This window comes from Kitasatospora sp. NPDC052868 (assembly GCF_044547105.1).
Taxonomy (GTDB): Bacteria; Actinomycetota; Actinomycetes; order Streptomycetales; family Streptomycetaceae; genus Kitasatospora.
Window position 1 is genome coordinate 62,026 of sequence record NZ_JBITZW010000003.1, and the last position, 23,565, is coordinate 85,590.

Annotated in this window: 18 protein-coding genes; 8 read left to right on the plus strand and 10 right to left on the minus strand. The window is 72.5% G+C overall.

Features of this window, described 5'->3' with window-relative positions:
- Positions 1-33 precede the first annotated feature (33 nt).
- The gene (locus ACIGZJ_RS06765) at positions 34-1,656 is read right to left on the minus strand and encodes a chitinase (RefSeq protein WP_396456270.1); all 1,623 of its coding nucleotides are present in this window, start codon (positions 1,654-1,656) and stop codon (positions 34-36) included.
- A 403-nt stretch (positions 1,657-2,059) separates the two neighbouring features.
- Between ACIGZJ_RS06765 and ACIGZJ_RS06770 the strand changes: the two genes are divergently transcribed.
- The 4 genes from ACIGZJ_RS06770 to ACIGZJ_RS06785 all read left to right on the plus strand — a co-directional run bounded on the left by ACIGZJ_RS06770 (position 2,060) and on the right by ACIGZJ_RS06785 (position 7,680).
- Positions 2,060-2,854 (plus strand): isoprenyl transferase, encoded by a 795-nt coding sequence (locus tag ACIGZJ_RS06770; RefSeq protein WP_396456271.1) that lies wholly within the window; start codon positions 2,060-2,062, stop codon positions 2,852-2,854.
- A 215-nt stretch (positions 2,855-3,069) separates the two neighbouring features.
- Positions 3,070-4,404: a PhoH family protein gene (locus tag ACIGZJ_RS06775; protein ID WP_392928849.1), complete on the plus strand. Its 1,335-nt coding sequence runs from the start codon at positions 3,070-3,072 to the stop codon at positions 4,402-4,404.
- A gap of 475 nt (positions 4,405-4,879) precedes the next feature.
- On the plus strand, positions 4,880-5,629 hold the full coding sequence (locus ACIGZJ_RS06780; RefSeq protein ID WP_396456272.1) for a transglycosylase SLT domain-containing protein: 750 nt from the start codon (positions 4,880-4,882) through the stop codon (positions 5,627-5,629).
- Positions 5,630-6,078: 449 nt separating this feature from the next.
- Positions 6,079-7,680: an AI-2E family transporter gene (locus ACIGZJ_RS06785; protein ID WP_396456273.1), complete on the plus strand. Its 1,602-nt coding sequence runs from the start codon at positions 6,079-6,081 to the stop codon at positions 7,678-7,680.
- Positions 7,681-7,783: 103 nt separating this feature from the next.
- Here the strand turns inward: ACIGZJ_RS06785 and ACIGZJ_RS06790 are convergent, their stop codons facing one another.
- From ACIGZJ_RS06790 to ACIGZJ_RS06800, 3 genes are all read right to left on the minus strand, one after another.
- Positions 7,784-8,095, minus strand: coding sequence for a hypothetical protein (locus ACIGZJ_RS06790; RefSeq protein WP_396456274.1), 312 nt, complete (start codon positions 8,093-8,095; stop codon positions 7,784-7,786).
- Between the two features lie 120 nt (positions 8,096-8,215).
- The gene (locus ACIGZJ_RS06795) at positions 8,216-8,758 is read right to left on the minus strand and encodes an alkyl hydroperoxide reductase (protein WP_392928858.1); all 543 of its coding nucleotides are present in this window, start codon (positions 8,756-8,758) and stop codon (positions 8,216-8,218) included.
- Between the two features lie 3 nt (positions 8,759-8,761).
- Complete coding sequence (locus tag ACIGZJ_RS06800) at positions 8,762-9,313, minus strand: peroxiredoxin (RefSeq protein WP_392928860.1); 552 nt, start codon at positions 9,311-9,313, stop codon at positions 8,762-8,764.
- Between the two features lie 192 nt (positions 9,314-9,505).
- Between ACIGZJ_RS06800 and ACIGZJ_RS06805 the strand changes: the two genes are divergently transcribed.
- Entirely contained in the window at positions 9,506-10,483 is a 978-nt protein-coding gene (locus tag ACIGZJ_RS06805; RefSeq protein WP_396456275.1) for a LysR substrate-binding domain-containing protein, read from the plus strand.
- A gap of 109 nt (positions 10,484-10,592) precedes the next feature.
- Here ACIGZJ_RS06805 and ACIGZJ_RS06810 read toward each other — a convergent pair whose 3' ends face one another.
- Positions 10,593-11,207 carry a TetR/AcrR family transcriptional regulator gene (locus tag ACIGZJ_RS06810; protein ID WP_392928864.1) on the minus strand — a complete coding sequence of 205 codons (615 nt, stop codon included), beginning with the start codon at positions 11,205-11,207 and terminating at the stop codon, positions 10,593-10,595.
- A gap of 156 nt (positions 11,208-11,363) precedes the next feature.
- Here ACIGZJ_RS06810 and ACIGZJ_RS06815 point away from each other — a divergent pair, with 156 nt between their 5' ends.
- The gene (locus ACIGZJ_RS06815) at positions 11,364-13,556 is read left to right on the plus strand and encodes an MMPL family transporter (RefSeq protein ID WP_396456276.1); all 2,193 of its coding nucleotides are present in this window, start codon (positions 11,364-11,366) and stop codon (positions 13,554-13,556) included.
- A gap of 62 nt (positions 13,557-13,618) precedes the next feature.
- Here the strand turns inward: ACIGZJ_RS06815 and ACIGZJ_RS06820 are convergent, their stop codons facing one another.
- The 3 genes from ACIGZJ_RS06820 to ACIGZJ_RS06830 all read right to left on the minus strand — a co-directional run bounded on the left by ACIGZJ_RS06820 (position 13,619) and on the right by ACIGZJ_RS06830 (position 19,832).
- Entirely contained in the window at positions 13,619-15,430 is a 1,812-nt protein-coding gene (locus ACIGZJ_RS06820; protein ID WP_396456277.1) for a SpoIIE family protein phosphatase, read from the minus strand.
- A 56-nt stretch (positions 15,431-15,486) separates the two neighbouring features.
- The gene (locus ACIGZJ_RS06825; RefSeq protein WP_396456278.1) at positions 15,487-16,251 is read right to left on the minus strand and encodes a class I SAM-dependent methyltransferase; all 765 of its coding nucleotides are present in this window, start codon (positions 16,249-16,251) and stop codon (positions 15,487-15,489) included.
- A 602-nt stretch (positions 16,252-16,853) separates the two neighbouring features.
- Complete coding sequence (locus tag ACIGZJ_RS06830) at positions 16,854-19,832, minus strand: AfsR/SARP family transcriptional regulator (protein WP_396456279.1); 2,979 nt, start codon at positions 19,830-19,832, stop codon at positions 16,854-16,856.
- A 215-nt stretch (positions 19,833-20,047) separates the two neighbouring features.
- On the opposite strand from ACIGZJ_RS06830, the gene ACIGZJ_RS06835 reads away from it, so the two are divergent.
- Complete coding sequence (locus ACIGZJ_RS06835; RefSeq protein WP_396456280.1) at positions 20,048-20,302, plus strand: hypothetical protein; 255 nt, start codon at positions 20,048-20,050, stop codon at positions 20,300-20,302.
- Between the two features lie 105 nt (positions 20,303-20,407).
- Here the strand turns inward: ACIGZJ_RS06835 and ACIGZJ_RS06840 are convergent, their stop codons facing one another.
- Positions 20,408-20,713, minus strand: coding sequence for a hypothetical protein (locus ACIGZJ_RS06840; RefSeq protein WP_396456281.1), 306 nt, complete (start codon positions 20,711-20,713; stop codon positions 20,408-20,410).
- A gap of 194 nt (positions 20,714-20,907) precedes the next feature.
- Here ACIGZJ_RS06840 and ACIGZJ_RS06845 point away from each other — a divergent pair, with 194 nt between their 5' ends.
- Entirely contained in the window at positions 20,908-21,666 is a 759-nt protein-coding gene (locus tag ACIGZJ_RS06845) for a GntR family transcriptional regulator (RefSeq protein ID WP_396456282.1), read from the plus strand.
- A 92-nt stretch (positions 21,667-21,758) separates the two neighbouring features.
- Here ACIGZJ_RS06845 and ACIGZJ_RS06850 read toward each other — a convergent pair whose 3' ends face one another.
- Entirely contained in the window at positions 21,759-23,426 is a 1,668-nt protein-coding gene (locus ACIGZJ_RS06850; RefSeq protein WP_396456283.1) for a fumarate hydratase, read from the minus strand.
- Positions 23,427-23,565 lie beyond the last annotated feature (139 nt).

Sequence of the window (23,565 nt, forward strand, 5' to 3'; positions counted from 1 at the left end):
GCCCCACCCTCAAGGAGCGGCGCGCCGGGGGAGTTACGGCATCTTGTGGACGAACGGGCCGACCGCGTTGGAGAAGGCGTTCCCGTTGTTGGCGTCCCAGTTGGTGGACCAGGTCATCGCGCCGCGGATCGTCGGCCACTTGGCCGGCGGGACGAAGCTGCCGCAGTTGTTGCCGGTGGCCAGGCAGTCCAGCGCGTTGTTCACCACGGTCGGCGAGACGTAGCCGCCGCCGGCCGCCTTGCTGGAGGCCGGGACGCCGATGCCGACCTGGTCGGGCCGCAGGCCGCCCTGGATCTGGGTGCAGATCTGCGAGGTGATGAAGTCGATGGTGCCCTGGGTGTAGACCTTGCCGTCGCAGCCGTTCATGCCGCCCGAGTTGTAGAACTGGGTGTTGACGACGGTCAGGATGTCCTTGGTGTTCAGTGCCAGCTGGAAGTAGGCGCCGGCGGTGCTGTACATCCCGATGGTCTCGGGGGCCATGGTCAGCACGAAGTTCGGGCCGACCTTGCTCTGCAGGCTGTGCAGCGCGTTGCCGAGGTAGGTCGCGTTGACGCCGTTCTCCAGGTCGACGTCGATGCCGTCGAACCCGTAGTCCTTGATGATCGCGTAGGCGCTGTCGGTGAACGCGGTCGCGGCGGCGGCGTCGCCGACGGTGATCGCGCCGTTCTGGCCGCCGATCGACAGGATGACCTTCTTGCCGGCCGCCTGCTTGGCCTTCACGTCGGCGCGGAACTGCGCGTCGGTGTAGCCGCCGAGGGCCTTGGAGAGCGCCGGGTCGAGCGTGAAGCTGATCGCACCGCCCTTGGTGGGCACGGCGTCGGCGAAGGAGACCGCGATGATGTCGTACGCGCTCTGGACGTCGCCCAGCTTCTGGACGGTGGCGCCGTTGTCGAAGTTGTGCCAGTAGCCGGTGACGACGTGCTTGGGCAGACCGGTGACCGGCGGGGTGGTGGTGGTCGCGGTGGCCGTGGGGGTCGGCGTGGCGGTCTGGGTCGGCGTCGCCGTCTGGGTGGGCGTCGCGGTCGCGGTCGGGGACGCCGTCTGGGTCGGCGTGGCCGTGGCGGTCGGCGAGGCGGTGGCGGTCGGGCTCGGGGTGGCCGTCGGGGTCGGCGACGCGGTGCCGGCCGGGCCGGTCAGCGTGATGTCGTCCGCGAAGTAGGCGCTCTGGCCGTACCAGCCGTGCACGTAAAGCGTGATGCTGCGGGCGGAGGCGCCGGTGGTGAAGGTGGTGGAGAGCTGGTTCCAGCTGTTCTGGTTGGACCAGGCGCTCGGGTCGGTGCCGCCGGTGCCCCGCGCGCCGAGGTACACGTACGGGCCCTGCACCCAGGAGCTCAGCGTGTAGCTGGTGTTGGGCAGGACGCTGACGGTCTGGGTGCACTCGGCGGTGTCCGCGGCACCCGGGGTCGCCTGCAGGGCGCCGGTGCCGGAGTGGACCGGGGTGGAGACGGCGCTCGCGGCTCCGGTACAGCTCCAGCCGGCCAGGTTGCCGGTGTCGAAGCCGCCGTTGGAGACCAGGTTGCCGACCGCCGCGTTGGCGCCGCCGGCGAAGAGGGCGAGGCCGGTGCCGGCCAGGGCGAGGGCGGTGGCGCCGGCCGCGAGGGCCGGAAGGGTGCTGCGCCGGCGCTTGTGCGCGGGCTGGTTCAGCGTACGGGCCATGGCGTGCGCTCCTGGGAGAGGAGGGCGGCCGCCGCGGTGGGGGGCGCGGCGGCCGCGTGTGGGGGAGGGGAGGTCCGCAGTACTGCCTCGGGTCGGGCGGTCGGGGTGCTCGTTCCGCCTTGGTCAAAAGCTGGACTAGACCACTGGCGGTCGTCAAGCATTGAACGTCGTCTTACGGATTCTTTAAGGAATCGGAGACCGTTCCGTATCCGGAGTAGTCGGGGTTCGCGGACAAGCCCCCGAACGCCTTCCGGCCACGCACGCCATGCCGGTCGCAATGCACTCCACACCGGACCGTGACCGGACCGCTACCTGCGGCTTTACCGACTGCCTCCGGGCGGGAGTAGGCTGCGCCGGGGGTTGTGACGCACCCCGGTGAAGAGTTACGGAGGGGCCGAAAACCATGGGTCTGCGCGATGTCGTCGAACGTACGCCGGGGTTGCGCACCCTGCTGGACGGTATGTACGGCCTCTACGGCCGCCGGGTCGAGGTCCACCTCGCCCGCACCCCCCACCACATCGGCGTGATCCTGGACGGCAACCGCCGCTGGGCCAAGGCCACCGGGGGCTCCACCGCCTACGGCCACCAGCGCGGCGCCGACAAGATCAGCGAGTTCCTCGGCTGGTGCGACGAGACGCACGTCAAGGTCGTCACGCTGTGGATGCTCTCCACCGACAACCTCTCCCGCCCGGCCGGCGAGCTCGTCCCGCTGCTCGGGATCATCGAGGACGCCGTCACCGGCCTGGCCGCCGCCCGCCGCTGGAAGGTCAACCCGGTCGGCGCGCTGGACCTGCTGCCGCAGCACACCGCCGACGTGCTCAAGCGGGCCGCCGAGGAGACCGCCGGCATCGAGGGGATCACCGTCAACGTCGCCGTCGGCTACGGCGGTCGGCACGAGATCGCCGACGCCGTCCGCTCGCTGCTCCAGGAGCACGCCGGGCGCGGCACCTCGATCGAGGAACTGGCCGAAATCCTCGACGTCGAGCACATCGCCGAGCACCTCTACACCAAGGGCCAGCCGGACCCGGACCTGGTCATCCGCACCTCGGGCGAGCAGCGGCTCTCCGGCTTCCTGCTCTGGCAGAGCGCCCACAGCGAGTTCTACTTCTGCGAGGCGTACTGGCCGGCCTTCCGCAAGGTCGACTTCCTGCGGGCGCTGCGCGCGTACGAGGAGCGGCACCGGCGGATGGGCCTCTGATCCCGGCCGGACGGGACCAGGGCCCCAGTAGAGCTGGCCTACCCGGCCGCGGAGCGAGGCCAAACGTTCACCGGCAATGATCCGTCAGTTCTCCGAGGACGCGAATGCACCGCCCCTCGCCTGGGAATACTCCCCTCAGACCGGCCCCGAGGCCACCGGGGCAGCGGGGGCCGGCTTGCCGCGGATGACGCAGGGTCATCCGCTCTGGAGGCCTAGTGGTCAGTTCCAAGAGCCGCCGGACGCCAGACCGGCGCACGTACGTTCTCGACACCAGTGTGCTCCTGGCGGACCCTCTCGCCATGACCCGCTTCGAGGAGCACGAGGTCGTCCTCCCCGTGGTCGTGGTCACCGAGCTGGAGGCCAAACGCCACCACCCTGAGTTGGGCTACTTCGCCCGCCAGGCGCTGCGCCTGCTCGACGACTACCGGATCCGCCACGGCCGGCTGGACGAGCCGATCCCGGTCGGCGAGCTCGGCGGGACCATCCGGGTCGAGCTCAACCACTCCGACACGTCGATACTGCCGGCGGGCTACCGGGCCGGAGGCGGCGAGGCGGACACCCGGATCCTGGCGGTGGCCCGCAACCTCCAGGCCGAGGGGTACGACGTCACCGTCGTCTCCAAGGACCTGCCGCTGCGGATCAAGGCCAGCTCGGTGGGCCTGCTCGCCGAGGAGTACCGCGCCGAGCTGGCGATCACCTCCGGGTGGACGGGCATGGCCGAGCTGCATGTCGCCGGGGACGACGTGGACGCGCTGTTCAGCGCGGGCCACGACGCCGGGGTGGACATCGAGGGTGCGGCGGAGCTGCCGGTCCACACCGGACTGGTGCTCAGCTCCGAGCGCGGCCGTGCGCTCGGCCGGGTCGCCGGCGACGGCCGGGTGCGGCTGGTGCGCGGAGACCGCGAGGCCTTCGGGCTGCGCGGGCGCAGCGCCGAACAGCGGGTCGCGCTGGACCTGCTGCTCGATCCGGAGGTCGGCATCGTCTCGATGGGCGGCCGGGCCGGCACCGGCAAGTCCGCGCTGGCGCTGTGCGCCGGCCTGGAGGCCGTCCTGGAGCGCCAGCAGCACCGCAAGGTGATGGTCTTCCGGCCGCTGTACGCGGTCGGCGGCCAGGAGCTCGGCTACCTGCCGGGCTCCGAGACGGAGAAGATGAGCCCGTGGGCGCAGGCGGTCTTCGACACCCTCTCCGCCGTCACCACCCCGGCCGTGATCGAGGAGGTCATCTCCCGCGGGATGCTGGAGGTCCTGCCGCTGACCCACATCCGCGGGCGCTCGCTGCACGACGCCTTCGTGATCGTGGACGAGGCGCAGTCGTTGGAGCGCAACGTGCTGCTGACGGTGCTGTCCCGGATCGGGCAGGGCTCGCGGGTGGTGCTCACCCACGACGTGGCGCAGCGGGACAACCTCCGGGTCGGCCGGTACGACGGCGTGGTGGCGGTGGTGGAGAAGCTCAAGGGGCATCCGCTGTTCGCCCACATCACGCTGACGCGCTCGGAGCGTTCGCCGATCGCGGCTCTGGTCACGGAGATGCTGGAGGACATCAGCCCGTGAGCGACATCGGTCCGTGAGTGTCGACTGATCCGGGCGTTCTGCCCATAGTCGGACAATCCGGTCAACTTTCGGCGCGGGGCCCGCTCCTGATGGAGCGGGCCCCGCGTCCCTTTCATCACATCGAGTGCTTTCTGTCCGGAGAACTCCGGTGCGGTGAATGTGAGATGCGCCACGCAACAGGGAATTGCGTCGACAGTGCCCGGTGCGGCATGGTGAGGGTTCTGTCAGGCCCCGCGTACGGCATGGCAGGGCTTCCGCACAGCGGGATCCCGGCCCGGACGGTCCGCCAACTCCGGTCAGTGGACGCATAATTGAACACCGATGAGCCGTACGCCGCCCGTCACCACGCCCGGCCGCCCCAACGCGGCCGGACGCCGGGTCAGTACCTCCCGTGACCAGCACCGTACGGAGGACAGCGCCAAGGGGCATGTTGCGTCCGTACGGTCACGCGTGGGCGATGCTGGAAGGAATCCATGTGACTCGGATCTCGGTCCGGGGAGTTGCTGTGGCCTCCGCCACCGCGGTCACCGCTGTCGGTGCCGTTGTGGGTGTGGCCTCGGGCAGCGAGGGCAAGACGACGCAGACGGTCGATGTCGCCGGCGCGACCCTGCTTGCCGAAGTCCCCTCTGGCGCCCAGGCGCAGACCATCAGTGACAACATCGGCCAGCAGGCGTCCGCGCAGCAGGCTTCGGCCGACGCTGCGGCCAAGGCCGCCGCCGAGCAGAAGGCCGCCGACGAGGCCGCGCGCCAGCAGGCCGCAGCCGACGCCCAGGCGAAGGCCGATGCCCAGGCGAAGGCCGACGCGGAGAAGGCCGCCAAGGCAGCCGAGGAGAAGCGCAAGGCCGACGAGGCCGCTGCGAACCGCTCCAAGGCCCGCTCGGCGATGGCCGCCACCGACTCCGCCACCCAGGCGGCTCCGCCGGTCTCGGTCAGCCCCGGTTCGGTCCAGGCGCTCGCCCAGCAGATCGTCGGCAGCGACGCGCAGTTCCAGTGCTTCAGCCAGATCGTGAAGCGCGAGAGCGGCTGGGACTACACCGCGACCAACAAGAGCTCCGGCGCCTACGGCCTGGTCCAGGCGCTGCCCGGCTCCAAGATGTCCTCGGCGGGCGCCGACTGGCGCACCAACCCGGCGACGCAGATCAAGTGGGGCCTGGACTACATGAACAACCGCTACGGCAGCCCCTGTGGCGCCTGGTCGTTCTGGCAGTCGCACCACTGGTACTAAGAAGACCGCACCGCTCTTCCGACGAGGGCCCCCGACCGCTCAGCGCGGTCGGGGGCCCTCGTCGTCCTGCTCGTACGACGAGCGGGCCGCGCCGCCCGGGCTGCGCTGACCAGTGCGCCCACGGGCGGTGCGGTCCTGGTGCGGACGCGGGGCGCGGAAGGGGTCCTGGTTGCTTCCGGCGCCGGTCCGCCGACAGATGGCTCCGGTCCTCTTCGGGACTCCTCCCCGCTGCCCGGCGCCTGAAACCAGCCGGTCCGGACGGGTTTGACCGGCAATGCCCCTGCGGCGCCGCGGTGCATCGAGCTCGTACCAACCCTTAGTCACCCCCGATATCCCCCGTCCGGGCGGACTCGCGGCGGGTCGGGCGGGTAGCGTCGTCCCCGACGGCCGTGGCGGGACCACGGCGTACCGCCGGCACGGCGGCCCAGCGGTGAGCGGTGGTAGTGAGGATGGCGCGGGGCGGGAAGGCCTTCAAGGCCGTGGCCAAGGGCGTGGCCCTGGTGGCGAGCGCGGCCGCCGTGATCGAACGGCGCCGACGGGCCGCGATGGCGGCCGACTACCACGAGCCCGCGCTGGCCGGTGTCGCGCTCGACGACCCGGTGGGGCCGCTTCCGGCGCCGCGGGTCGACGCGCTGCCCGCCGCTCCGGCCGCCGCCGCCCCCGTCGCCGTCCCGGTGGCGGCGACCGAGGCCGCCGCGGCCCCGGTCGGTGCGGCGGTGCCGCACGGTGCAGCGGTTCCACACGGTGTCGCCGTCCCGGTCGGCGCGCCGGTCGCGCACGGCGCGTTCGGTCGGGAGCTGCACCCCGGGCGGCCCGCCACTCCGGCCGAGGCGGTGCCGTGGGGTCTGCGGGTGGCGGCCGAGTCGACCTGGCGGCTGCTGCTGCTGGGCGCCGCGCTCTACGTCGTCTTCATGGTCGTCGACATGCTGCGGCTGGTGGCCTTCGCGGTGCTCGCCTCGCTGCTGATCTCCGCGCTGCTGGAGCCCACCGTGTCCTGGCTGCGCCGGCACGGCGTGCCGCGGTCGCTGGCCGCGGGCGGGGTGTTCATGAGCGGCCTGGCGGGGATCGGGCTGGTCGGCTGGTTCGTCGTCTGGCAGGTGACCACCAACCTGTCGACGGTCACCACCAAGGTCCAGGCCGGTGTCGACCAGCTGCGGGACTGGCTGATCACCGGGCCGCTGCACCTGACCCAGCAGCAGATCACCGACTTCGCCAACCAGATCACCAAGGCGATCAGCACCAACACCGAGCAGATCACCTCGGCCAGCCTCACCGGCGCGCAGATCGCCGTGGAGGTGCTGACGGCCGTCCTGCTGGCCTTCTTCACCACCTTCTTCCTGCTCTACGACGGCGAGCGGATCTGGAACTGGGCGCTGCGCGGTCTGCCGCGGCACTCCCGGTACGCCATGGCCGGCGCCGGTCCGAAGGCCTGGGCGACGCTCACCGCGTACGTCCGAGGCACCGTCTGCGTGGCCTTCATCGACGCGGTCTGCATCGGCGTCGGCATCCAGATGCTGGGTGTCCCGATGGCGCTGCCGCTCGCGGTGATCATCTTCCTGGGGGCCTTCGTCCCGCTGGTCGGCGCGCTCGTCACCGGCACCGTCGCGGTGCTGATCGCCCTGGTCACCGAGGGGCCGTTCACCGCGCTGATGGTGCTGGTGGTGCTGGTCGCCGTGCAGCAGATCGAGGGGCACATCCTCCAGCCGCTGATCCTCGGCCGCGCCGTCCGGGTCCACCCGCTGGGCGTGGTGCTCGGTGTCGCCGCCGGCGGCATCATCGGCGGCATCGGCGGTGCGATCGTCGCCGTCCCGCTGATCGCCGTCACCAACACCGTGGTCACCCACCTGCGCCGTCGCAACGAGGCGGGCCAGGCCGTCTTCTTCGCCCTGGAGGCCGCCCGCGAGGCCGCCGAACGCACCGCCTCCGCACCGGCACCCGCCGCCGCGGCCGCTCCGGCACCCGCCGCAGCACCCGCTCCGGCACCCGCTGCTGCAGCACCTGCTCCGGCACCCGCCCAGGGCCCGGCGGCCGCTCCGGCCGGCCAGGCGTAGAGCCCTCTCCGAACTGTTTGCAAAGTCGCATCGGACTTTGCAAACACACCCCGGCACCCAGCGGCAGGGCGGTCCCGCCCGGACGGCCCTGCCCGGACGGACCCTAGAGGGTGAACAGGAACGGCATGGCCAGGCAGCCCAGCAGGGCGGCCTGGCCGGTCAGTGCCGCCTTGACCGGGCGGGCCCAGTGGCGGGCGGGCGTCAGGGCCAGGGCCGACCAGCTGAGCAGGGCGCCGAGGACCGGTCCGGCCAGCGGGGGGAGGAAGAGGAGCGGCGCGGCGCCGTCCCGGCCGAAGTCCGTGGCCAGCGAGCCGATCGCCACCCAGCCGGCCACCACGATGCCGGCCAGCCCCCAACCGATCGTCGCGAGGGTCGGCCAGGCCGAGCCCGGTGGTGGTCGGTGCAGGTCTGCCATGGCGGTTCCCCCCGGAGTTGATCTTCCTTGGGCTCGGACGCGCGAATCGGCCGGCGCGGTTCCGGACGCGCGAGGGCCCCGCCGGGTGTCCGGCGGGGCCCTGCACAGTACGGCGTCGGGTCAGGCGTCGACGGCGGCCAGCGCGGCCTCCGAGTCGAGCACGCCCGCCACGGCCTGGAGAACAGCGGCGATCTTGATCGAGGCCTGGACGACCTCGCGGGCGACGCCGCCCTTGTTCAGCACGTTCTCGTGCGAGTCGAGGCACTGGCCGCAGCCGTTGATGGCGGAGACCGCGAAGCACCAGAGCTCGAAGTCGATCTTCTCGACGCCCGGAGTGCCGATGATGTTCATCCGCAGACCGGCCCGCATCCCGCTGTACTCCTTGTCGGAGAGCAGGTGGGTGGTCCGGTAGTAGACGTTGTTCATCCCCATGATCGCGGCCGCGCCCTTGGCGGCGGTGTACGCCTCCGGGGACAGGTTGGCCTTGGCCTCGGGCTCCAGCGCGCGCAGGACGGCGGCGCTACGGGTGGCCATCGCGCAGGAGAGCACGGTGCCCCAGAGCTGCTGGGCGGGGAGGTCGGAGTTGCCGATGACCGCGCTCAGGTTGAGCTTGAGGTCCTTGGCGTAGTCCGGGAGGGCGGACTTCAGGTCGTCGAGGGCCATCGGTCAGCCCGCCAGCAGGGCCTGGGCGTCGAGGGTGTCCTCGCCCTTGGTCCAGTTGCACGGGCACAGCTCGTCGGTCTGCAGGGCGTCCAGCACCCGCAGGACCTCCTTGGGGTTACGGCCGACGGAGCCGGCGGTCACCATGACGAACTGGATCTCGTTGTTCGGGTCGACGATGAACACCGCGCGCTGGGCGGTGCCGTCGGCGGCCTCGACGCCGCAGTCGCGCATCAGGTCGTGCTTGACGTCGGCCAGCATCGGGAAGGGCAGGTCGCGCAGGTCCTTGTGGTCCTTGCGCCAGGCGTGGTGCACGAACTCGGAGTCGCCGGAGACGCCGAGGATCTGGGCGTCGCGGTCGGCGAACTCCTCGTTCAGCTTGCCGAACGCGGCGATCTCGGTCGGACAGACGAAGGTGAAGTCCATCGGCCAGAAGAAGACGATCTTCCACTTGCCCTCGTAGGACTTGTGGTTGATCTCGGCGAAGGCGTTCGCGGCGTCCAGGTCGACGCAGGCGTTGAGTTCGAACTCGGGGAACTTGTCACCGATCGTGAGCACGTTCGCTTCTCCTGAAGTGAGATGAGGGGAGGTTTGTCCGGATTGCGGAACGTGTTCCACGATTCCACATCGTGGACTGATCAGGGAAATAGCTACACTCGATGTGTCTGATCGGAGAGAGTTATCAATACCCCGCAGCGCCCGTCACAGCCCCAGCCCCGCAGGGGCGCCCCGCGCAAACCCGAAGCCGGTGTGGCGAGTCCCACAGCCCGCGGCCCCCGTACGCCGACCGTCGCCCAGCTCAGGGCGTTCGTCGCGGTGGCCGAGCACCGGCACTTCCGGGAGGCCGCCGCCGCCACCGGGACGAGCCAGCCCGCGCTCTCGGGCGCGGTCGCGGCACTGGAGGAGTCACTGGGTGCGCAGCTGGTCGAGCGTACGACGCGCAAGGTGATTGTCACCCCGCTGGGGGAGCGCGTGGTCGAGCACGCGCGCCGGGTGCTCGGCTCGCTCCAGGCGCTCACCGAGGAGGTCGAGGCCGCCCGCCGGCCGTTCACCGGCCCGCTGCACCTGGGCGTCATCCCGACCGTCGCGCCGTACCTGCTGCCGAACGTGCTGCGGCTGGTCCGCGACCGCTACCCCGACCTGGAGCTGCACGTCCACGAGGAGCGCACGCCCTCGCTGCTGGAGGGGCTGGCCGCCGGGCGGCTGGACGTGCTGCTGCTCGCCCTGCCGGCCGGCGGGCCCTCGGCGACCCGGGACATCCCGCTGTTCGACGAGGACTTCGTCCTGGTCACCCCGCCCGGGCACGCGCTGGCCGGGCGGATCGACGTCCCGCGGGACGTGCTGCTCGACCTGGACGTGCTGCTGCTGGAGGAGGGCCACTGCCTGCGCGACCAGGCGCTCGACATCTGCCGGGAGGTCGGGGCGGACGTGTCCTCGGCGTCCGGCCGGGGGCTCCCCCACGGCTCCACCACCCGGGCGGCCGGGCTCTCCACCCTGGTCCAGTTGGTGGCCGGCGGCCTCGGGGTCACCCTGCTGCCCGCCACCGCGCTGGACGTCGAGGCCGGCCGCACCGACCGGCTGGCCGCCGTCCGGTTCGCCGCGCCCGCGCCCGGCCGCCGGATCGGCCTGGCGACCCGGCCGGGCTCGGCGCGCAGCGCGGAGTACGACCGCTTCGCCGCCTCGCTGCGGGAGGTGCTGGCGGAGCTGCCGGTCCGGATCGTCCGGTGACCCGAGGGGCCTGGGCGCCGACGGCGTCGCCGGCGGCTCAGGCGGCCAAGGCGACTCGCGGCGCCTGGACGGCCCAGACGGCCCAGACGGCCAAGGCGGCCAAGGCGGCTCAGGGAGCCGAGAGGCAGAGGCCGACCGTCGTGGCGACCAGCAGGTCCAGGGCGCGCAGCGCCTCCGCGTCGGCCTCGGCGTCGGCCGGGCCGAGCACCAGGTAGCGGCCGCACAGGCCGTCGAAGCCCGCCAGGAACTGCACGGCGACATCGCGCGCGGGCACCGCCAGCGCCTGGCCGTGCGCGTCGGCGAGCGCGCTGAGCATGCCCGCCGCGATCTGCTCGGTCTCGTCCTGGAGGCCGCGGATCACCTCCCGCAGCTCCGGGTCGCGCAGGGCCAGCGTCTCGACCTCGGACAGCAGGATGCACCGCCCCGGCTCGGCGACGGTGCTGGTCCACAGCGCGTGCACCAGGGTCCGCACCTGCTCCCCGAAGGGGCCGTCGCCCGGCGAGGCGGCACGCACCTGGCCGATGAAGTCGGCCATCAGCTGCTCCACCACCGCCCGGTAGAGGTCCTTCTTGGTGCCGAAGGTGTAGTGCACCGTCGCCTGTGCCACCCCCAGCTCGGCCGCGATGGCCCGGGTGCTGCCGGCGGCGACGCCCTCGCGGGTCATCAGGTCGATCGCGGCCCGGATCAGTTGCGGGCGTCTTTCGGAGGCGGGGACATGAGCCATTGGGCCAGGGTAGCGCTCCGATCACATAACCAGGTCGGATGAATCTGTCGCATGCTCGTGTCGGTCGACTTTGTCACCTGAACAACTTATGCGTACGGTGGGTCGCGACCCGCTCAGGCACTCGCCTGCCCGACCGACCTGACCGAAGGCTCACTCATGGCCACGTACCTGTACCGCCTAGGCCGCTACTGCCACCGCCGGCGGCGCGCCGTGCTCGCCGTCTGGATCGCCGTGCTGATCGCCGTCGGCGGCGCCGCCGGGGCGTTCGCGGGCAAGACCAGCGACGAGTTCAAGGTGCCCGGCACCGAGGCGCAGACCACGCTGGACCGCATCAAGGACACCTTCCCGGCGCAGGGCCACGGCTCCGGCCAGGTCGTCTTCGCCGCCGGATCGCCCGGCGGGATCGCCGCACCCGAGGCCCGCCGGGCCGTCGAGGAGTCGGTCGCCCGGATCGCCACCGCCCCCGGCGTCGCGGCCGCGCCCGACCCGTACGCCACCGGCGCGCTCTCGCCGGACGGCAGGGCCGCGATCGGGCTGGTCTCCTTCGACCGCAAGCTCGGCGACATCACCGAGGAGCAGCGCGAAGCGGTACGGGCCGCCGCCGAACCGGCCCGCGCCGCCGGGCTGACGGTCGCCTTCGGGGGCGACGCCTACAACCGGATGGCCCAGGTCGAGGGCGGCGAGGCGGTCGGCCTCGCGGTGGCCGGCGTGGTCCTGGTGCTCACCCTGGGCTCGCTGGTCGCGGCCGGGCTGCCGCTGCTCACCGCCTTCGTGGGGGTGGGCGTGGCGATGGCCGCCCTGCTGGCCCTCTCCGGCTCGTTCGAGATCATCACCACCGCGCCGGTGCTGGCGCTGATGGTCGGCCTGGCGGTCGGCATCGACTACGCCCTGTTCATCGTCTCCCGGCACCGCCGCCACCTCGCCGAGGGCCTGGAGCCGGACGAGGCCGCGGCCCGGGCCAACGCCACGGCCGGCAGCGCGGTGGTCTTCGCCGGTCTGACGGTGGTGGTCGCGCTCGCCGGGCTGGCCGTCGCCGACGTGCCGTTCCTGACCGTGATGGGCCTGGCCGCCTCCGGCGCGGTGGTGGTGGCGGTGCTCGTCGCGATCACCCTGCTGCCCGCGCTGCTCGGCTTCGCCGGGCGGTCCATCGACCGGCTGCCGGTGCGCCGCCGGGCGCCGAAGGCCCCCCGGGGCACCCCGCTGGGCGAGCGCTGGGCCCGGTTCGTGGTGCGCCGCCCGCTGCCCGTGCTGCTCGTCGGCCTGGGCGCGCTGGCCACCCTCGCGGTGCCCGCCGCCAGCCTCGACCTCGGCCTGCCGGGCGGCGGTTCACAGGCGGTCGGCACCGACGCCCGCAAGGCCTACGACCTGGTCGGCGAGAGCTTCGGCCCGGGCTTCAACGCCCCGCTGGTGGTCGTCGTGGACGCCGCCGGCGCACCGCGGCCCGAGCAGGCGGTGCAGGGCGTGGCCGAACGGCTGGGCACGCTCCACGGGGTCCGGACCCTGCTGCCCCCGACCGTCGACGAGTCCGGCCGGACGGCGCTGCTGACCGTCATCCCGGACACCGGCCCGGACCACGCCGACACCAGGGCGCTGGTCTCCGACATCCGCGGCCAGCGCGACGCGCTGGTGGCCGAGACCGGTGCGCGGATCGACGTCACCGGGACCACGGCCGCCAACATCGACGTCTCCGCCAAGCTCGGGCAGGCCCTGCCGCCCTTCCTGCTGGTGATCGCCGGCATCGCGATGGTGCTGCTGGCGCTGGCCTTCCGCTCGGTCCTGGTGCCGCTCAAAGCGGTGGCCGGATTCCTGCTCAGTGTCACGGCCTCGCTGGGCGCGGTGGTCGCGGTCTACCAGTGGGGCTGGCTGGACGGTGTGATCGACGTGCCGAAGGTCGGCCCGGTGGTGAGCTTCGTGCCGATCCTGCTGATCGGGGTGCTGTTCGGGCTGGCGATGGACTACGAGCTGTTCCTGGTCTCGGGGATGAAGGAGCAGCACGTGCACGGTGCGGCCCCCCGGGACGCGGTGGTCGCCGGGGTCCAGGGCGGCGCCCGGGTGGTCACGGCGGCGGCGCTGATCATGGTGGCGGTCTTCGGCAGCTTCGTCTTCGGCCACGACCCGATCGTCCAGCCGATCGGCTTCGCCCTCGCGGTGGGCGTGCTGGTGGACGCCTTCGTGGTGCGGATGGCCCTGGTGCCGGCGGCGATGGCGCTGTTCGGCCGGGCGGCCTGGTGGTTCCCGAAGAGCCTGGACAAGGTGGTGCCGAGGGTCGACATGGAGGGCGAGCAGCTGATGGCCCGGCTGGCGGCCGAGACCGCTCCGGGCGAGGTCAAGGTGGCGGAGCGGGTCTGAGCCGTCCGACGCGCAGGTGCCCGGCGGTCCGCGCGGACCGCCGGGCACCTGCACGAACGCTCCTACGGCAGGCGCTGCTCGAACCAGACGACCTTGCCCGACCCCAGCCGGGTGGAGCCCCAGCGCTCCGCGCACCTGGCGACTATCTGCAGCCCGCGGCCCCGCTCGTCCTCCGGTCCGGTGCGCTGCGGCCGGGGGAGCAGCGGGCTGTCGTCCCCCACCTCGCAGCGCAGCCGGGTGGTGCGCACCAGGCTCAGGGTGACCGGCCGGGTGGCGTGCTGGACGGCGTTGGTCACCAGCTCGCTGACCATCAACTCGGTGGCCTCGCTCAGCTCTTCGAGCCCCCAGCGGCGCAGGGTGTGCGCGGCCAGCCGGCGGGCCCGCCCCGGGGTCTCGTTGCGCGGCTGGAGGTACCAGTGCGCGACGTCGCCCGCCGGGATCCCGTCGAAGCAGGCGGCGAGCAGCGCGATGTCGTCGCCCCGGTCGCCCGGCGGCAGGATCCGCAGCGCGTCCTGGCAGAGGTGCTCGGGGGAGTGCCGGTGGGCGTTGGCCAGCCGGGCGCGCAGCAGTTCCAGGCCGTCGCTGAGCGGGCGGCTGCGGGTCTCCACCAGGCCGTCGGTGAACAGCAGCAGGGCCGAGCCGGGCGGCGCGGGCAGCTCGACGGAGGTGAAGTCGACCCCGCCGACCCCGATCGGCGCCCCGGACTCCAGCTCCAGCAGCTCCGCCGTCCCGTCCGGCCGGACGAGCACCGGCGGGACGTGTCCGGCGTTGGCCAGCACGACGCGGTTGGCGATCGGGTCGTAGACCGCGAACACGCAGGTGGCCAGGTGCTGTTCGCGGCCGAGCCGCTGGGCCTGCTCGTCGAGGTGGTACAGCACCTCGTGCGGTGGCAGGTCGAGCGCGGCCAGGGTCTGCGCGCTGGTGCGGAGCTGGCCCATGATGGCGGCCGAGGTGAGCGAGTGGCCCATCACGTCGCCGACGATCAGCGCGATCCGGTTGCCGGGCAGCGGGACGGCGTCGTACCAGTCGCCGCCGACCTGGGCGCCGCGCTCGCCGGGCAGGTACCGCTGGGCGAGCCGGACGCCGTGCGGCTGGGGGAGGCGCAGCGGCAGCATGCTGCGCTGGAGTTCGTTCGCTATCTCCCACTCGCGGGCGTACCGCAGGGCGGTGTCGACGGCGAGGCCGGCCTGGGTGGCGAGGTGGGCGGCGGTGGCGGTGTCGGTGGCGTCGAAGGCGGGGCGGCCGGTCTTCTCCGGCGGGCGGCGGATCAGGACCAGCAGGCCGAGGACGGCCTTGCGGCCGCGCAGCGGGAGGACCAGCACGGAGGCGCCGGTGCCGAGCCGGGCCAGCCCGCGGGCGCCGTACAGCTCGCGCAGCAGGGTGGCGGTCCGTTCGTCGCCGGGGGTGCCGAGGACGACGGGTTCGACGGGGCGGCGGCTGAGCAGGGCGTGCGCGAGCGCGCCGCCGCGGGTGACGGGTGTGGCGGGCCCGGTGTCGGCGGAGGAGCGCGAGCCGTACCGGGTGCCGTAGCGGGAGCTGCGGTGGTCGTCCCCGGTGCTGGGCCGGCCGCGGCGGCCGAGCCGGGTGCCGTGGCTGTGGTGGATGCGCAGCTCGTCGGGGAACCCGGGCTCGCGCTCGACGTTGGGCAGCGGGTCGCGCAGGTGGACGACGGCGGCGTCGGCCAGGGTGGGGACGAGCACCCGGCCGATGTTGCGCAGGGTCGCGGCGAGGTCGAGCGCGCTGTTGATCCGCCGGGTCGCGGAGTCGAGGTAGGCGAGCCGTTCGGCGACCCGGTCGTCGTCCTGCGGCGGTGGACGGCGCTGACTCGGGACGGCAGGCGGCTGCCCGGCCTGTGGTTTGAGCTGGTCGCGCACGGCTGCCTGTCCTGGGGAGTGGTGTGGGGTGCTGGCTTTTCCTTGGTGGGCCGGGTTCAGCCGACGCGTCGACAGCACAGGAACAGTTGTTCCTCCGGCGGCAGCGAGGTACTGGCCGGTGCGTAGGGGTGCCCCGACTGCTCCTCGACGGCGAACCCGGACTCCACCAGTACCCGTTCGAGATCCTCCCGCAGATAGCCGCTGATCCGCAGCTCCCGGCCGAGGAACGGCAGCGGGACGTGGTCCAGGTCCGCCTCGACCATGCCGAGGGCCAGCAGCCCGCCGGGACGCAGCAGCTCGCGGATCCGGGTGAGGACGGTGGGGATCTCCGCCTGGGGGAGCAGGATCAGGGAGAAGAAGGCGGTGACGGCGGCGAACGTGCCGCGGCCGCGCGGCCCGAGGGGGGCGACGTTCCAGGCGTGGTCGGCGCGCTCGGTGGCCAGGTCGTACATGTCGATGCGGTGGAAGGCGGGGGCGTGCGCGCCCGGGTGGTCCGCCTGCCGTGCCAGGGCGAGCATGACGTCCGAAAGGTCTATACCGGTGACCCGTAGCCCGCCGGCGGTCAGCTGCCGGACGGTCGGGTCGCCGGTGCCGCAGCCGACGTCCAGGACGTCGGCGCCCGGTTCGAGCTCGGCCAGCAGCCGCCGCCCGCAGGCGAGCTGCCCGCTCTTGGCGGGGAACGCCTCGCCGTAGTCCGCGCCGATGGTGTCGAAGGCGACCGCCTGCAGGGCGCGCTCGGCCCTACGGCGCAGTACGTCGTCCTGGCCGTCCCCCGCGTCCTCGCCGACGGGGGACGGGTCGGATATCTGTCCGGTCGTCACGATTGAGAGGCACCTTTCCACCCTGGCCTCCGGTCGGCTGTACGGGGCTTGGGCCGCCCCGCCCTCCCGGCGCCCGTGCTGCCCCGCCGGCCCGCTGCCGGTGGCGGTACGTCACGCTCCCCGCGTCACACTGACTGCACTCTGACACTCTGCACAGAGACACTCTGCACTGTCGGAGCGCCGCCGCGCTGCCGTTTCAGGATGCTTCCCCGGACAAGTCGGTCGGACCTGCCCGGTTGGACACCCCGGTGCTGCACTCGGGTGTGTACTGGAATCCGAGAATAAGCGTGATCACTGCGCCATGGGGTCCGTTTCCGGCCAACTCGCGCCGGTTGGCGTGCGGCGGCCCGGATTGCGGAAGCACAGGGTGCGGCAAGGGTGGTGCGGACCGGGCGCGCGCGCCGTACGGTGCGCCGGGGAAGCCCGTCCGACCTGCGGTTTTCTCCTTCTCCGGGCCGACAATCCGACGTTTATTGAACGTCAATCGCCCCGGTGCACAGTGGAGTCCAGCGCCGGGGAAGCGTTGAGGGTGCTCCCGCAGCCGGGGGGCTGCGGGAGCACCGAACGCTCAAGGGGGGAGCCTCCCGTCGGGGGACGGAGGCTCACGGCGCGGGGGGAGGGACGGGCTCGGTGTGCTGCCGGGAGATGAGGTCCGCCACGGGGGAGGCCTCTGGCACACCGAGCCGGGTGAAGATCGCGTGGGCCTCCCGCAGACACGCCAGCCCGCGGGCCGGCTGTGCGAGGCCGAGCAGCGCCTCTCCCAGTGCGGCGTTGGCGAGGCCCTGGCAGTAGGCGGAGTCCATCTCCTGGCCGAGCGCCAGCGACTCCTCGGCCGCCTCGGCCGCCTCGGCGTGCTGGCCGGCGGCGAGCAGGCTCACGCCGAGGCGGGCCAGCGTGTAGCCCTCGCGGAGGCGGTTCTGCTGGGAGCGGTAGAGCCGGTGCGCCTCGTGCAGGTGCGTGACGGCGGTGCCGGGCTCGCCGCCGGAGGAGAGCACGACGCCGAGCTGGTAGAGCGTGTCGGCCAGGCAGGGGCCGTTCTTCGAGGCCCGGGCGCTGGCCACGGCGTCGGTGGCGGAGCGGACCGCGGACCGCGCGTCCCCGACGTCGAGCTGTGCGCGGGCGATGTTGCCCAGCAGCCGCGCCTCGCCGATGGGGGCGCCCACCACCCGGCTGATGGCGAGGGCCTGTTCGAAGAACGGCAGCGCCTCGGCGGAGCGGTCGGCCACGCTGAGGATGATCCCCAGGGTGTTGGTGGCCATCGAGCGCAGGATCGTCACGTCGTCGCTGTCCTGCAGGCTCAGGCTCCTCAGCAGCGAACGCTCGGCGTTCTGGAAGTCGTTGGTGATCGACTGCAGGGTGCCGAGGGCGAAGTGCACCCGGGCGAGCACGGCGGAGTCCCGGTACGACTCGGCGTTGCGGTCGGCGATCTCCAGCATGCGCCGGACCCGCGGGCCGTGGGTCGGGTCCTCGACCAGACTGTCCAGGACGATCAGCAGGTCCACGGCGGGCCGGAGCAGTTCGCCCGGTCCGTGTACGGCGGCCTCGACCAGACTGAGCAGCAGCGCGATTTCGCTGCGGAGCCACTCCCGGGCGGATTCGCCGTCCGGCAGGTTCAGGCCGGGGGAGCTCAGACCGTTGAGCGGCTCCGGCAGCTGGTCGTCCGGTTCGAGCGCCTGGGCCGCGTTGCGGACGGTCGGCAGCATCAGGTCGAGCAGCCGCCGCACCGCGGTGTGCTGCTCCTCGATGTCGCCGATCCGCTCGTTCTGGCGCTGCGCGTAGAGCCGGAGGAGGTCGTGGTACCGGTAGCGGCCAGGAGTGAAGCACTCCAGCATGTTCGCCTCGACCAGCGCCTCGGCGAGGTCCTCGGCGCCGTCCTCGTCGACGCCCAGCAGGGCTGTCACGGACGAGAGCGGGAGATCCGGGGAGTCGATCAGGGAGAGCAGTCGAAAGGCCCGCGCCTCGGGGGCGGAGAGTTGTCCGTAGCCGAGCCCGATGGTGGTCTCCACCGCCAGATTGCCGAGCTGGAGCTCGTCCAGCCTGCGCCGTTGGTCGGCTAACCGCCGGGCGAGGTCGGAGACGCTCCAGCGCGGGCGGCTGGCCAGCCGTGCGGCGGCGATCCGGACGGCGAGGGGCAGGAAGCCGCAGGCGGTGACCACGGCCATGGCCGCCTCGTGCTCGGTTGCCACGCGCTGCTCGCCGACGATGGCCGAGAAGAGCGTGAGCGCCTCCTCCGGTGTCAGTTCCTCGACGTCCACCAGGTGCGCGCCGGGGATGCCGGCGAGCCGGGACCGGCTGGTGGCGAGCACCGAACAGCCGGACACCCCGGGGATGAGCGGCTGGATCTGCTGGGCGTCCTGCGCGTTGTCCAGGAGGATCAGCATCCGCCGGCTGGCGAGCAGCGAGCGGTAGAGCGCCGCGCGCTGGTCCAGCGAGTCGGGGGTCTCGGTGGCGCCGAGCGCGTGCAGGAAGTCACCGAGCACCACGGCCGGGTCGGCGGGTGAGGCACCCGCGCCGCGGAGGTCGACGTACAGCTGCCCGTCCGGGAACTCGGCGCGCACCCGGTGCGCCACGTGGACGGCGAGGGTGGTCTTCCCGACCCCGCCGATACCGGCCAGCGAGGTGACGACGACGGCCTGGCCGGTGGCGTTCATCAGGACGGCGGAGAGGTCGGACACCAGCTCGGTGCGCCCGCTGAAGTCCGAGACGTCGGCGGGCAGCTGGGCTGGCGGGGTCACCGGGAGCGGTGCGTCCTCCCGGGCGGCGGCGCCGATCGACACCACGGCGGGGCGCGTCAGCGCCTGGTCCGCGGCCAGGATGCGGGAGTGCATGGTGGAGAGCCCGCTGCCGGGTTCGACGCCCAGCTCGTCGATCAGCAGCTTCCGGGTGTCCGTGTAGACGCCGAGCGCCTCCGCCTGGCGGCCACAGCGGTAGAGCGCGAGCATCAGCAGCTCGCGCAACCGCTCGCGGAGCGGGTGCTCGGCGGTGAGCGAGCTGAGCTCCCCGACCATTTCGGCGTGCAGGCCGATGTCGAGGGCCGCCGCGCACAGCTCCTCGGAGACGGTGACGTGGCGCTCGCCCAGCCGCAGGCGCTGGGACTCCGCGTACGGCCCCGGGACGCCGGTCAGCGCCCGGCCGCTCCAGAGGCCGAGCGCGCTCGCCAGCAGCCGGTGCGCCTCGTGGAGGTCCCCGGCCGTGCGGGCCGCAGTGGCCTCCGACGTCCGGCTCTCGAAGACCGTGACGTCGAGGGCGTCGGGCGGAATACGCAGTGCGTAGCCGTCACTGACCGATACGAGCAGTTCGGCGGGGCGGCGAATTTCACGCTTCGGCTCGATGACGGTGCGCAGGCGGGAGATATATGTCCGCAATGCGGCAATGGCCTGCGCCGGTGGTCGATCCCCCCACAGCCCGTCGACGAGATCCTGGGTGGTGACGGGCCGGCCGGCGTGCAAAAGCAGTGCGGTGAGGACGGCCTGTTGCTGCGGTGAGCCGAGGGAGAGCGGCCTGCCGTCGAGCCAGGCCTGTACGGGACCGAGTACCTGGAAGCGCAGCGCCGGTGCGGGCGGCGTCTCCCGAAACTCCATGAAATCCCCCGATGGCCTGTGCTGTCGATTCCGTGAAGGGCGCTCGGCGGTCCGCCGTGTGGTGGCTTCAGCTTAGGCGGAGGGCCGACTCTGCCGGACGAACCGGCAAGCCGCACGATGTTTATCGGACATTTAATCAGCCCTACGATACTGGCGGCGTGCCCGCACCAAGCCGGTGGGGCTGAAGACATTTGATGACCGAAAGGCGGCCGCCCATGGCCAACGACCAGAGCGAGACCCCCGCGCCGACCACGGCGGCCGCTGTGGAGGCGGGCAAGGTTGTCGAGGGCGCGGTGGCCGCGTCCCCGAAGCCGGCCGAGTACACCGAGCCGACCGCCGAGCAGAAGGCGGACGTCGAGGACGACCTCTTCGGTGGCGAGTCCGACCGCATCGTCGAGCCGGCCGCCGTCCCGGGCACCGAGAAGGACGGGCCGTACGAGCCCCAGGGCGTCATCGCCAGCCGTCCGTAGCCCTTCGGCATCCAGTGCCCCGTACTCCACGTCCCGTGGGGCGCGGGGCACTCGTGGTTTCCCCGTTCCCCTCGTTCCCCCGCTGTCCGCCCGGGGCGCCGGCCGTCAGGCGACCTGGCTCTCGTTGAGGCGCGAATCGTGGTTGCGGGCCGCCAGCCGGGCGCTGAGGCGGGCCCGGCTCTCGGCCGCCGGGTCGGGGTCCTCCTCCTCGGCGGGGGCCGAGGCCGGGGACGGGACCGGGCCGAGGTGTTCGGGCCGGGCGGTCCACTCGCAGCCGCCGCCGGGCGGCCGCAGGTAGCGCTCCCCGCCGATGGTGTCCATGTAGATGCCGGTGCGTCCGGTCCTGCTGTCCAGGACGAGTTCACCCACTCGCGGCCGGTAGGCCGCTGCGTCGCGCTTCAGGGGGCTCACCGCACTGCTCCTTGCTCCGGTGCGGGCGCGGCGATGGATTCACCGGCCCTGGTCGCTGTCGTTGCTTGTGTTCTGCTCGGCGACTACCCAGCATCTCTAGAGAAGCTAATATCTCTAGAGATGTCAACGGTCCTACCGGCTTACCAGCGGCCGGAGGCGCGCCTACGATTTCTGGCGAGGGAGAGGGCGGGGCGATGACCGGCAGCAGCGGCGGGAAGCAACCCAAGTACCAACGGATCGCCGACACGCTCAGGGCGGCCATCGACTCCGGCGAGTACCGCGCAGGCGACCGCCTGCCGGGCGAGAACGACCTCATGGACGAGTTCGGCGTCGCCCGGATGACGGCCCGCCAGGCGCTCGGCGTGCTGCAGAGCGAGGGCATCGCCGAGGCGCGCAAGGGCGCGGGGGTCTTCGTCCGGGACTTCCGGCCGCTGCGGCGGCGCGGGATCCAGCGGCTCGCCCAGGGGCAGTGGGGCTCGGGCCGGTCGATATGGTCCGCGGACATCGACAACCGCACGCTGGTGGTGGACCAGGTGTCGGTCACCGAGCAGGGCGCGCCCGAGCACGTGGCGCGGGTGCTGGGGGTGGATCCGGGGGCGCCGATGTGCGTGCGCCACCGCCGCTTCGTGCTGGACGGCAAACCGGTGCTGCTGTCGACGTCCTACCTGCCGGCCGGCCTGGTCGCGGGCACCGCGATCACCCGCGAGGACACCGGCCCGGGCGGCACGTACGCGCGGCTGGCGGAGATCGGCGCGAAGCCGGTCCACTTCCGCGAGGAGGTCCGCTCCCGGATGCCCGCGGCCGAGGAGGGCGTCCGGCTCGAACTCTCGGCGGGCACGCCGGTCATCGTGATCTGCCGGACGGCCTTCGCCGACGAGGGCCAGGTCGTCGAGCTCAACGAGATGACCCTCGACGCGGCCTCGTACGTCCTGGAGTACGACTTCGACGCCTGACGCACGCCCCCGGACCCCCGCCCGCCCCGGTCGCAGGCGTGCGACCGGGGCGGGCGGGACAGGCCGGGCCGGGGCGGCGGGCCCGGGGGTGCCTACTCCTTCGAGCGGACCCGCAGGCTGGTGATGAGCGGGCCCTCGGTGGTCTCGCGGAAGAAGTCGTTGCCCTTGTCGTCCACCACGATGAACGCGGGGAAGTCCTCGACCTCGATGCGCCAGACGGCCTCCATGCCCAGCTCGGCGTACTCCAGCACCTCGACCTTCTTGATGCAGTCCTGGGCGAGACGGGCGGCCGGGCCGCCGATCGAGCCGAGGTAGAAGCCGCCGTGCTCGGCACAGGCGTCGGTGACCTGCTTGCTGCGGTTGCCCTTGGCGAGCATCACCATCGAGCCGCCGGCCGCCTGGAACTGGTCGACGTAGGAGTCCATCCGCCCGGCCGTGGTGGGGCCGAAGGAGCCGGACGCGAAGCCCTCGGGGGTCTTGGCCGGGCCGGCGTAGTAGACCGGGTGGTCCTGGAGGTACTTGGGCATGCCCTCGCCCGCGTCCAGCCGCTCCTTGATCTTGGCGTGGGCGATGTCGCGCGCGACGACCAGCGTGCCGGTGAGCGAAAGCCGGGTCTTGACCGGGTACTTGGACAGCTCGGCGCGGATCGCCGACATCGGCTGGTTGAGGTCGACGCGCACCACGTCGTCGTCCAGGTGCTCGTCCGTGGTGTCCGGCAGGTACCCGGCCGGGTCGGTCTCCAGCTGCTCCAGGAAGACGCCCTCGGCGGTGATCTTGCCCAGCGCCTGGCGGTCGGCGGAGCAGGAGACGGCCATCGCGACCGGCAGCGAGGCGCCGTGGCGCGGCAGTCGGATCACCCGCACGTCGTGGCAGAAGTACTTGCCGCCGAACTGGGCGCCGATGCCGATCTGCTGGGTCAGCTCGGTGACCTTGGCCTCCAGCTCGAGGTCCCGGAACCCGTGGCCGGTCTTCGCGTTGCCCTCGGTCGGCAGCTGGTCCAGGTAGTGCGCCGAGGCGTACTTGGCGGTCTTCAGCGCGAACTCCGCGCTGGTGCCGCCGATCACGATGGCCAGGTGGTACGGCGGGCAGGCGGCGGTGCCGAGCGAGCGGATCTTCTGCTCCAGGAACGAGAGCATGCTCGCCTCGTTCAGGATCGCCTTGGTCTCCTGGTACAGGTACGACTTGTTGGCCGAGCCGCCGCCCTTGGCCATGAACAGGAACTTGTAGGCGTCGCCGTCGGTCGCGTACAGCTCGATCTGCGCGGGCAGGTTGTTGCCGGTGTTCTTCTCGTCCCACATGGTGACCGGCGCCATCTGGGAGTAGCGCAGGTTCAGCCGGGTGTACGCGTCGTAGACGCCGCGCGCGATGGCGGCCTCGTCGCCGCCCCGGGTCAGCACGTTCTGGCCGCGCTTGCCCATGACGATCGCCGTACCGGTGTCCTGGCACATCGGGAGGATGCCGCCGGCCGAGATGTTGACGTTCTTCAGCAGGTCCAGCGCCACGAAGCGGTCGTTCGGGCTGGCCTGCGGGTCGTCCAGGATGCGGCGCAGCTGGGCGAGGTGGGCGGGCCGGAGGTAGTGCGAGATGTCGTGCATCGCCTCGGCGGTGAGCAGCCGCAGGGCCTCGGGCTCGACCTGGAGGAAGGTGCGACCGCCGGCCTCGAAGGTGGAGACACCCTCGGAGGTCAGCTTGCGGTACGGGGTCGGGTCAGCGCCCAGGGGGAGCAGGTCGCTGTACTCGAAGTCTGGCGTGGGAGCCATGGGGGCGGTCCTTAGTGTTCCGTGTTCCGGCTGCGTCGGCGAAGCACCCTCAAGGGTAGGACCCGGGGATGCGTCGCACGCGGACAGGGCAGCCTGCGTGACCGGTGTCACTCGGGCATGCGTACGAGGCTTGCCCGGG

What these genes read in the sequence shown, in the direction of transcription:
- ACIGZJ_RS06765 (WP_396456270.1), bottom strand. Translation starts at nt 1,656, where the DNA reads ATGGCCCGTACGCTGAACCAGCCCGCGCACAAGCGCCGGCGCAGCACC.
- ACIGZJ_RS06770 (WP_396456271.1), top strand. Translation starts at nt 2,060, where the DNA reads ATGGGTCTGCGCGATGTCGTCGAACGTACGCCGGGGTTGCGCACCCTG.
- ACIGZJ_RS06785 (WP_396456273.1), top strand. Translation starts at nt 6,079, where the DNA reads ATGGCGCGGGGCGGGAAGGCCTTCAAGGCCGTGGCCAAGGGCGTGGCC.
- ACIGZJ_RS06790 (WP_396456274.1), bottom strand. Translation starts at nt 8,095, where the DNA reads ATGGCAGACCTGCACCGACCACCACCGGGCTCGGCCTGGCCGACCCTC.
- ACIGZJ_RS06795 (WP_392928858.1), bottom strand. Translation starts at nt 8,758, where the DNA reads ATGGCCCTCGACGACCTGAAGTCCGCCCTCCCGGACTACGCCAAGGAC.
- ACIGZJ_RS06810 (WP_392928864.1), bottom strand. Translation starts at nt 11,207, where the DNA reads ATGGCTCATGTCCCCGCCTCCGAAAGACGCCCGCAACTGATCCGGGCC.
- ACIGZJ_RS06815 (WP_396456276.1), top strand. Translation starts at nt 11,364, where the DNA reads ATGGCCACGTACCTGTACCGCCTAGGCCGCTACTGCCACCGCCGGCGG.
- ACIGZJ_RS06830 (WP_396456279.1), bottom strand. Translation starts at nt 19,832, where the DNA reads ATGGAGTTTCGGGAGACGCCGCCCGCACCGGCGCTGCGCTTCCAGGTA.
- ACIGZJ_RS06835 (WP_396456280.1), top strand. Translation starts at nt 20,048, where the DNA reads ATGGCCAACGACCAGAGCGAGACCCCCGCGCCGACCACGGCGGCCGCT.
- ACIGZJ_RS06845 (WP_396456282.1), top strand. Translation starts at nt 20,908, where the DNA reads ATGACCGGCAGCAGCGGCGGGAAGCAACCCAAGTACCAACGGATCGCC.
- ACIGZJ_RS06850 (WP_396456283.1), bottom strand. Translation starts at nt 23,426, where the DNA reads ATGGCTCCCACGCCAGACTTCGAGTACAGCGACCTGCTCCCCCTGGGC.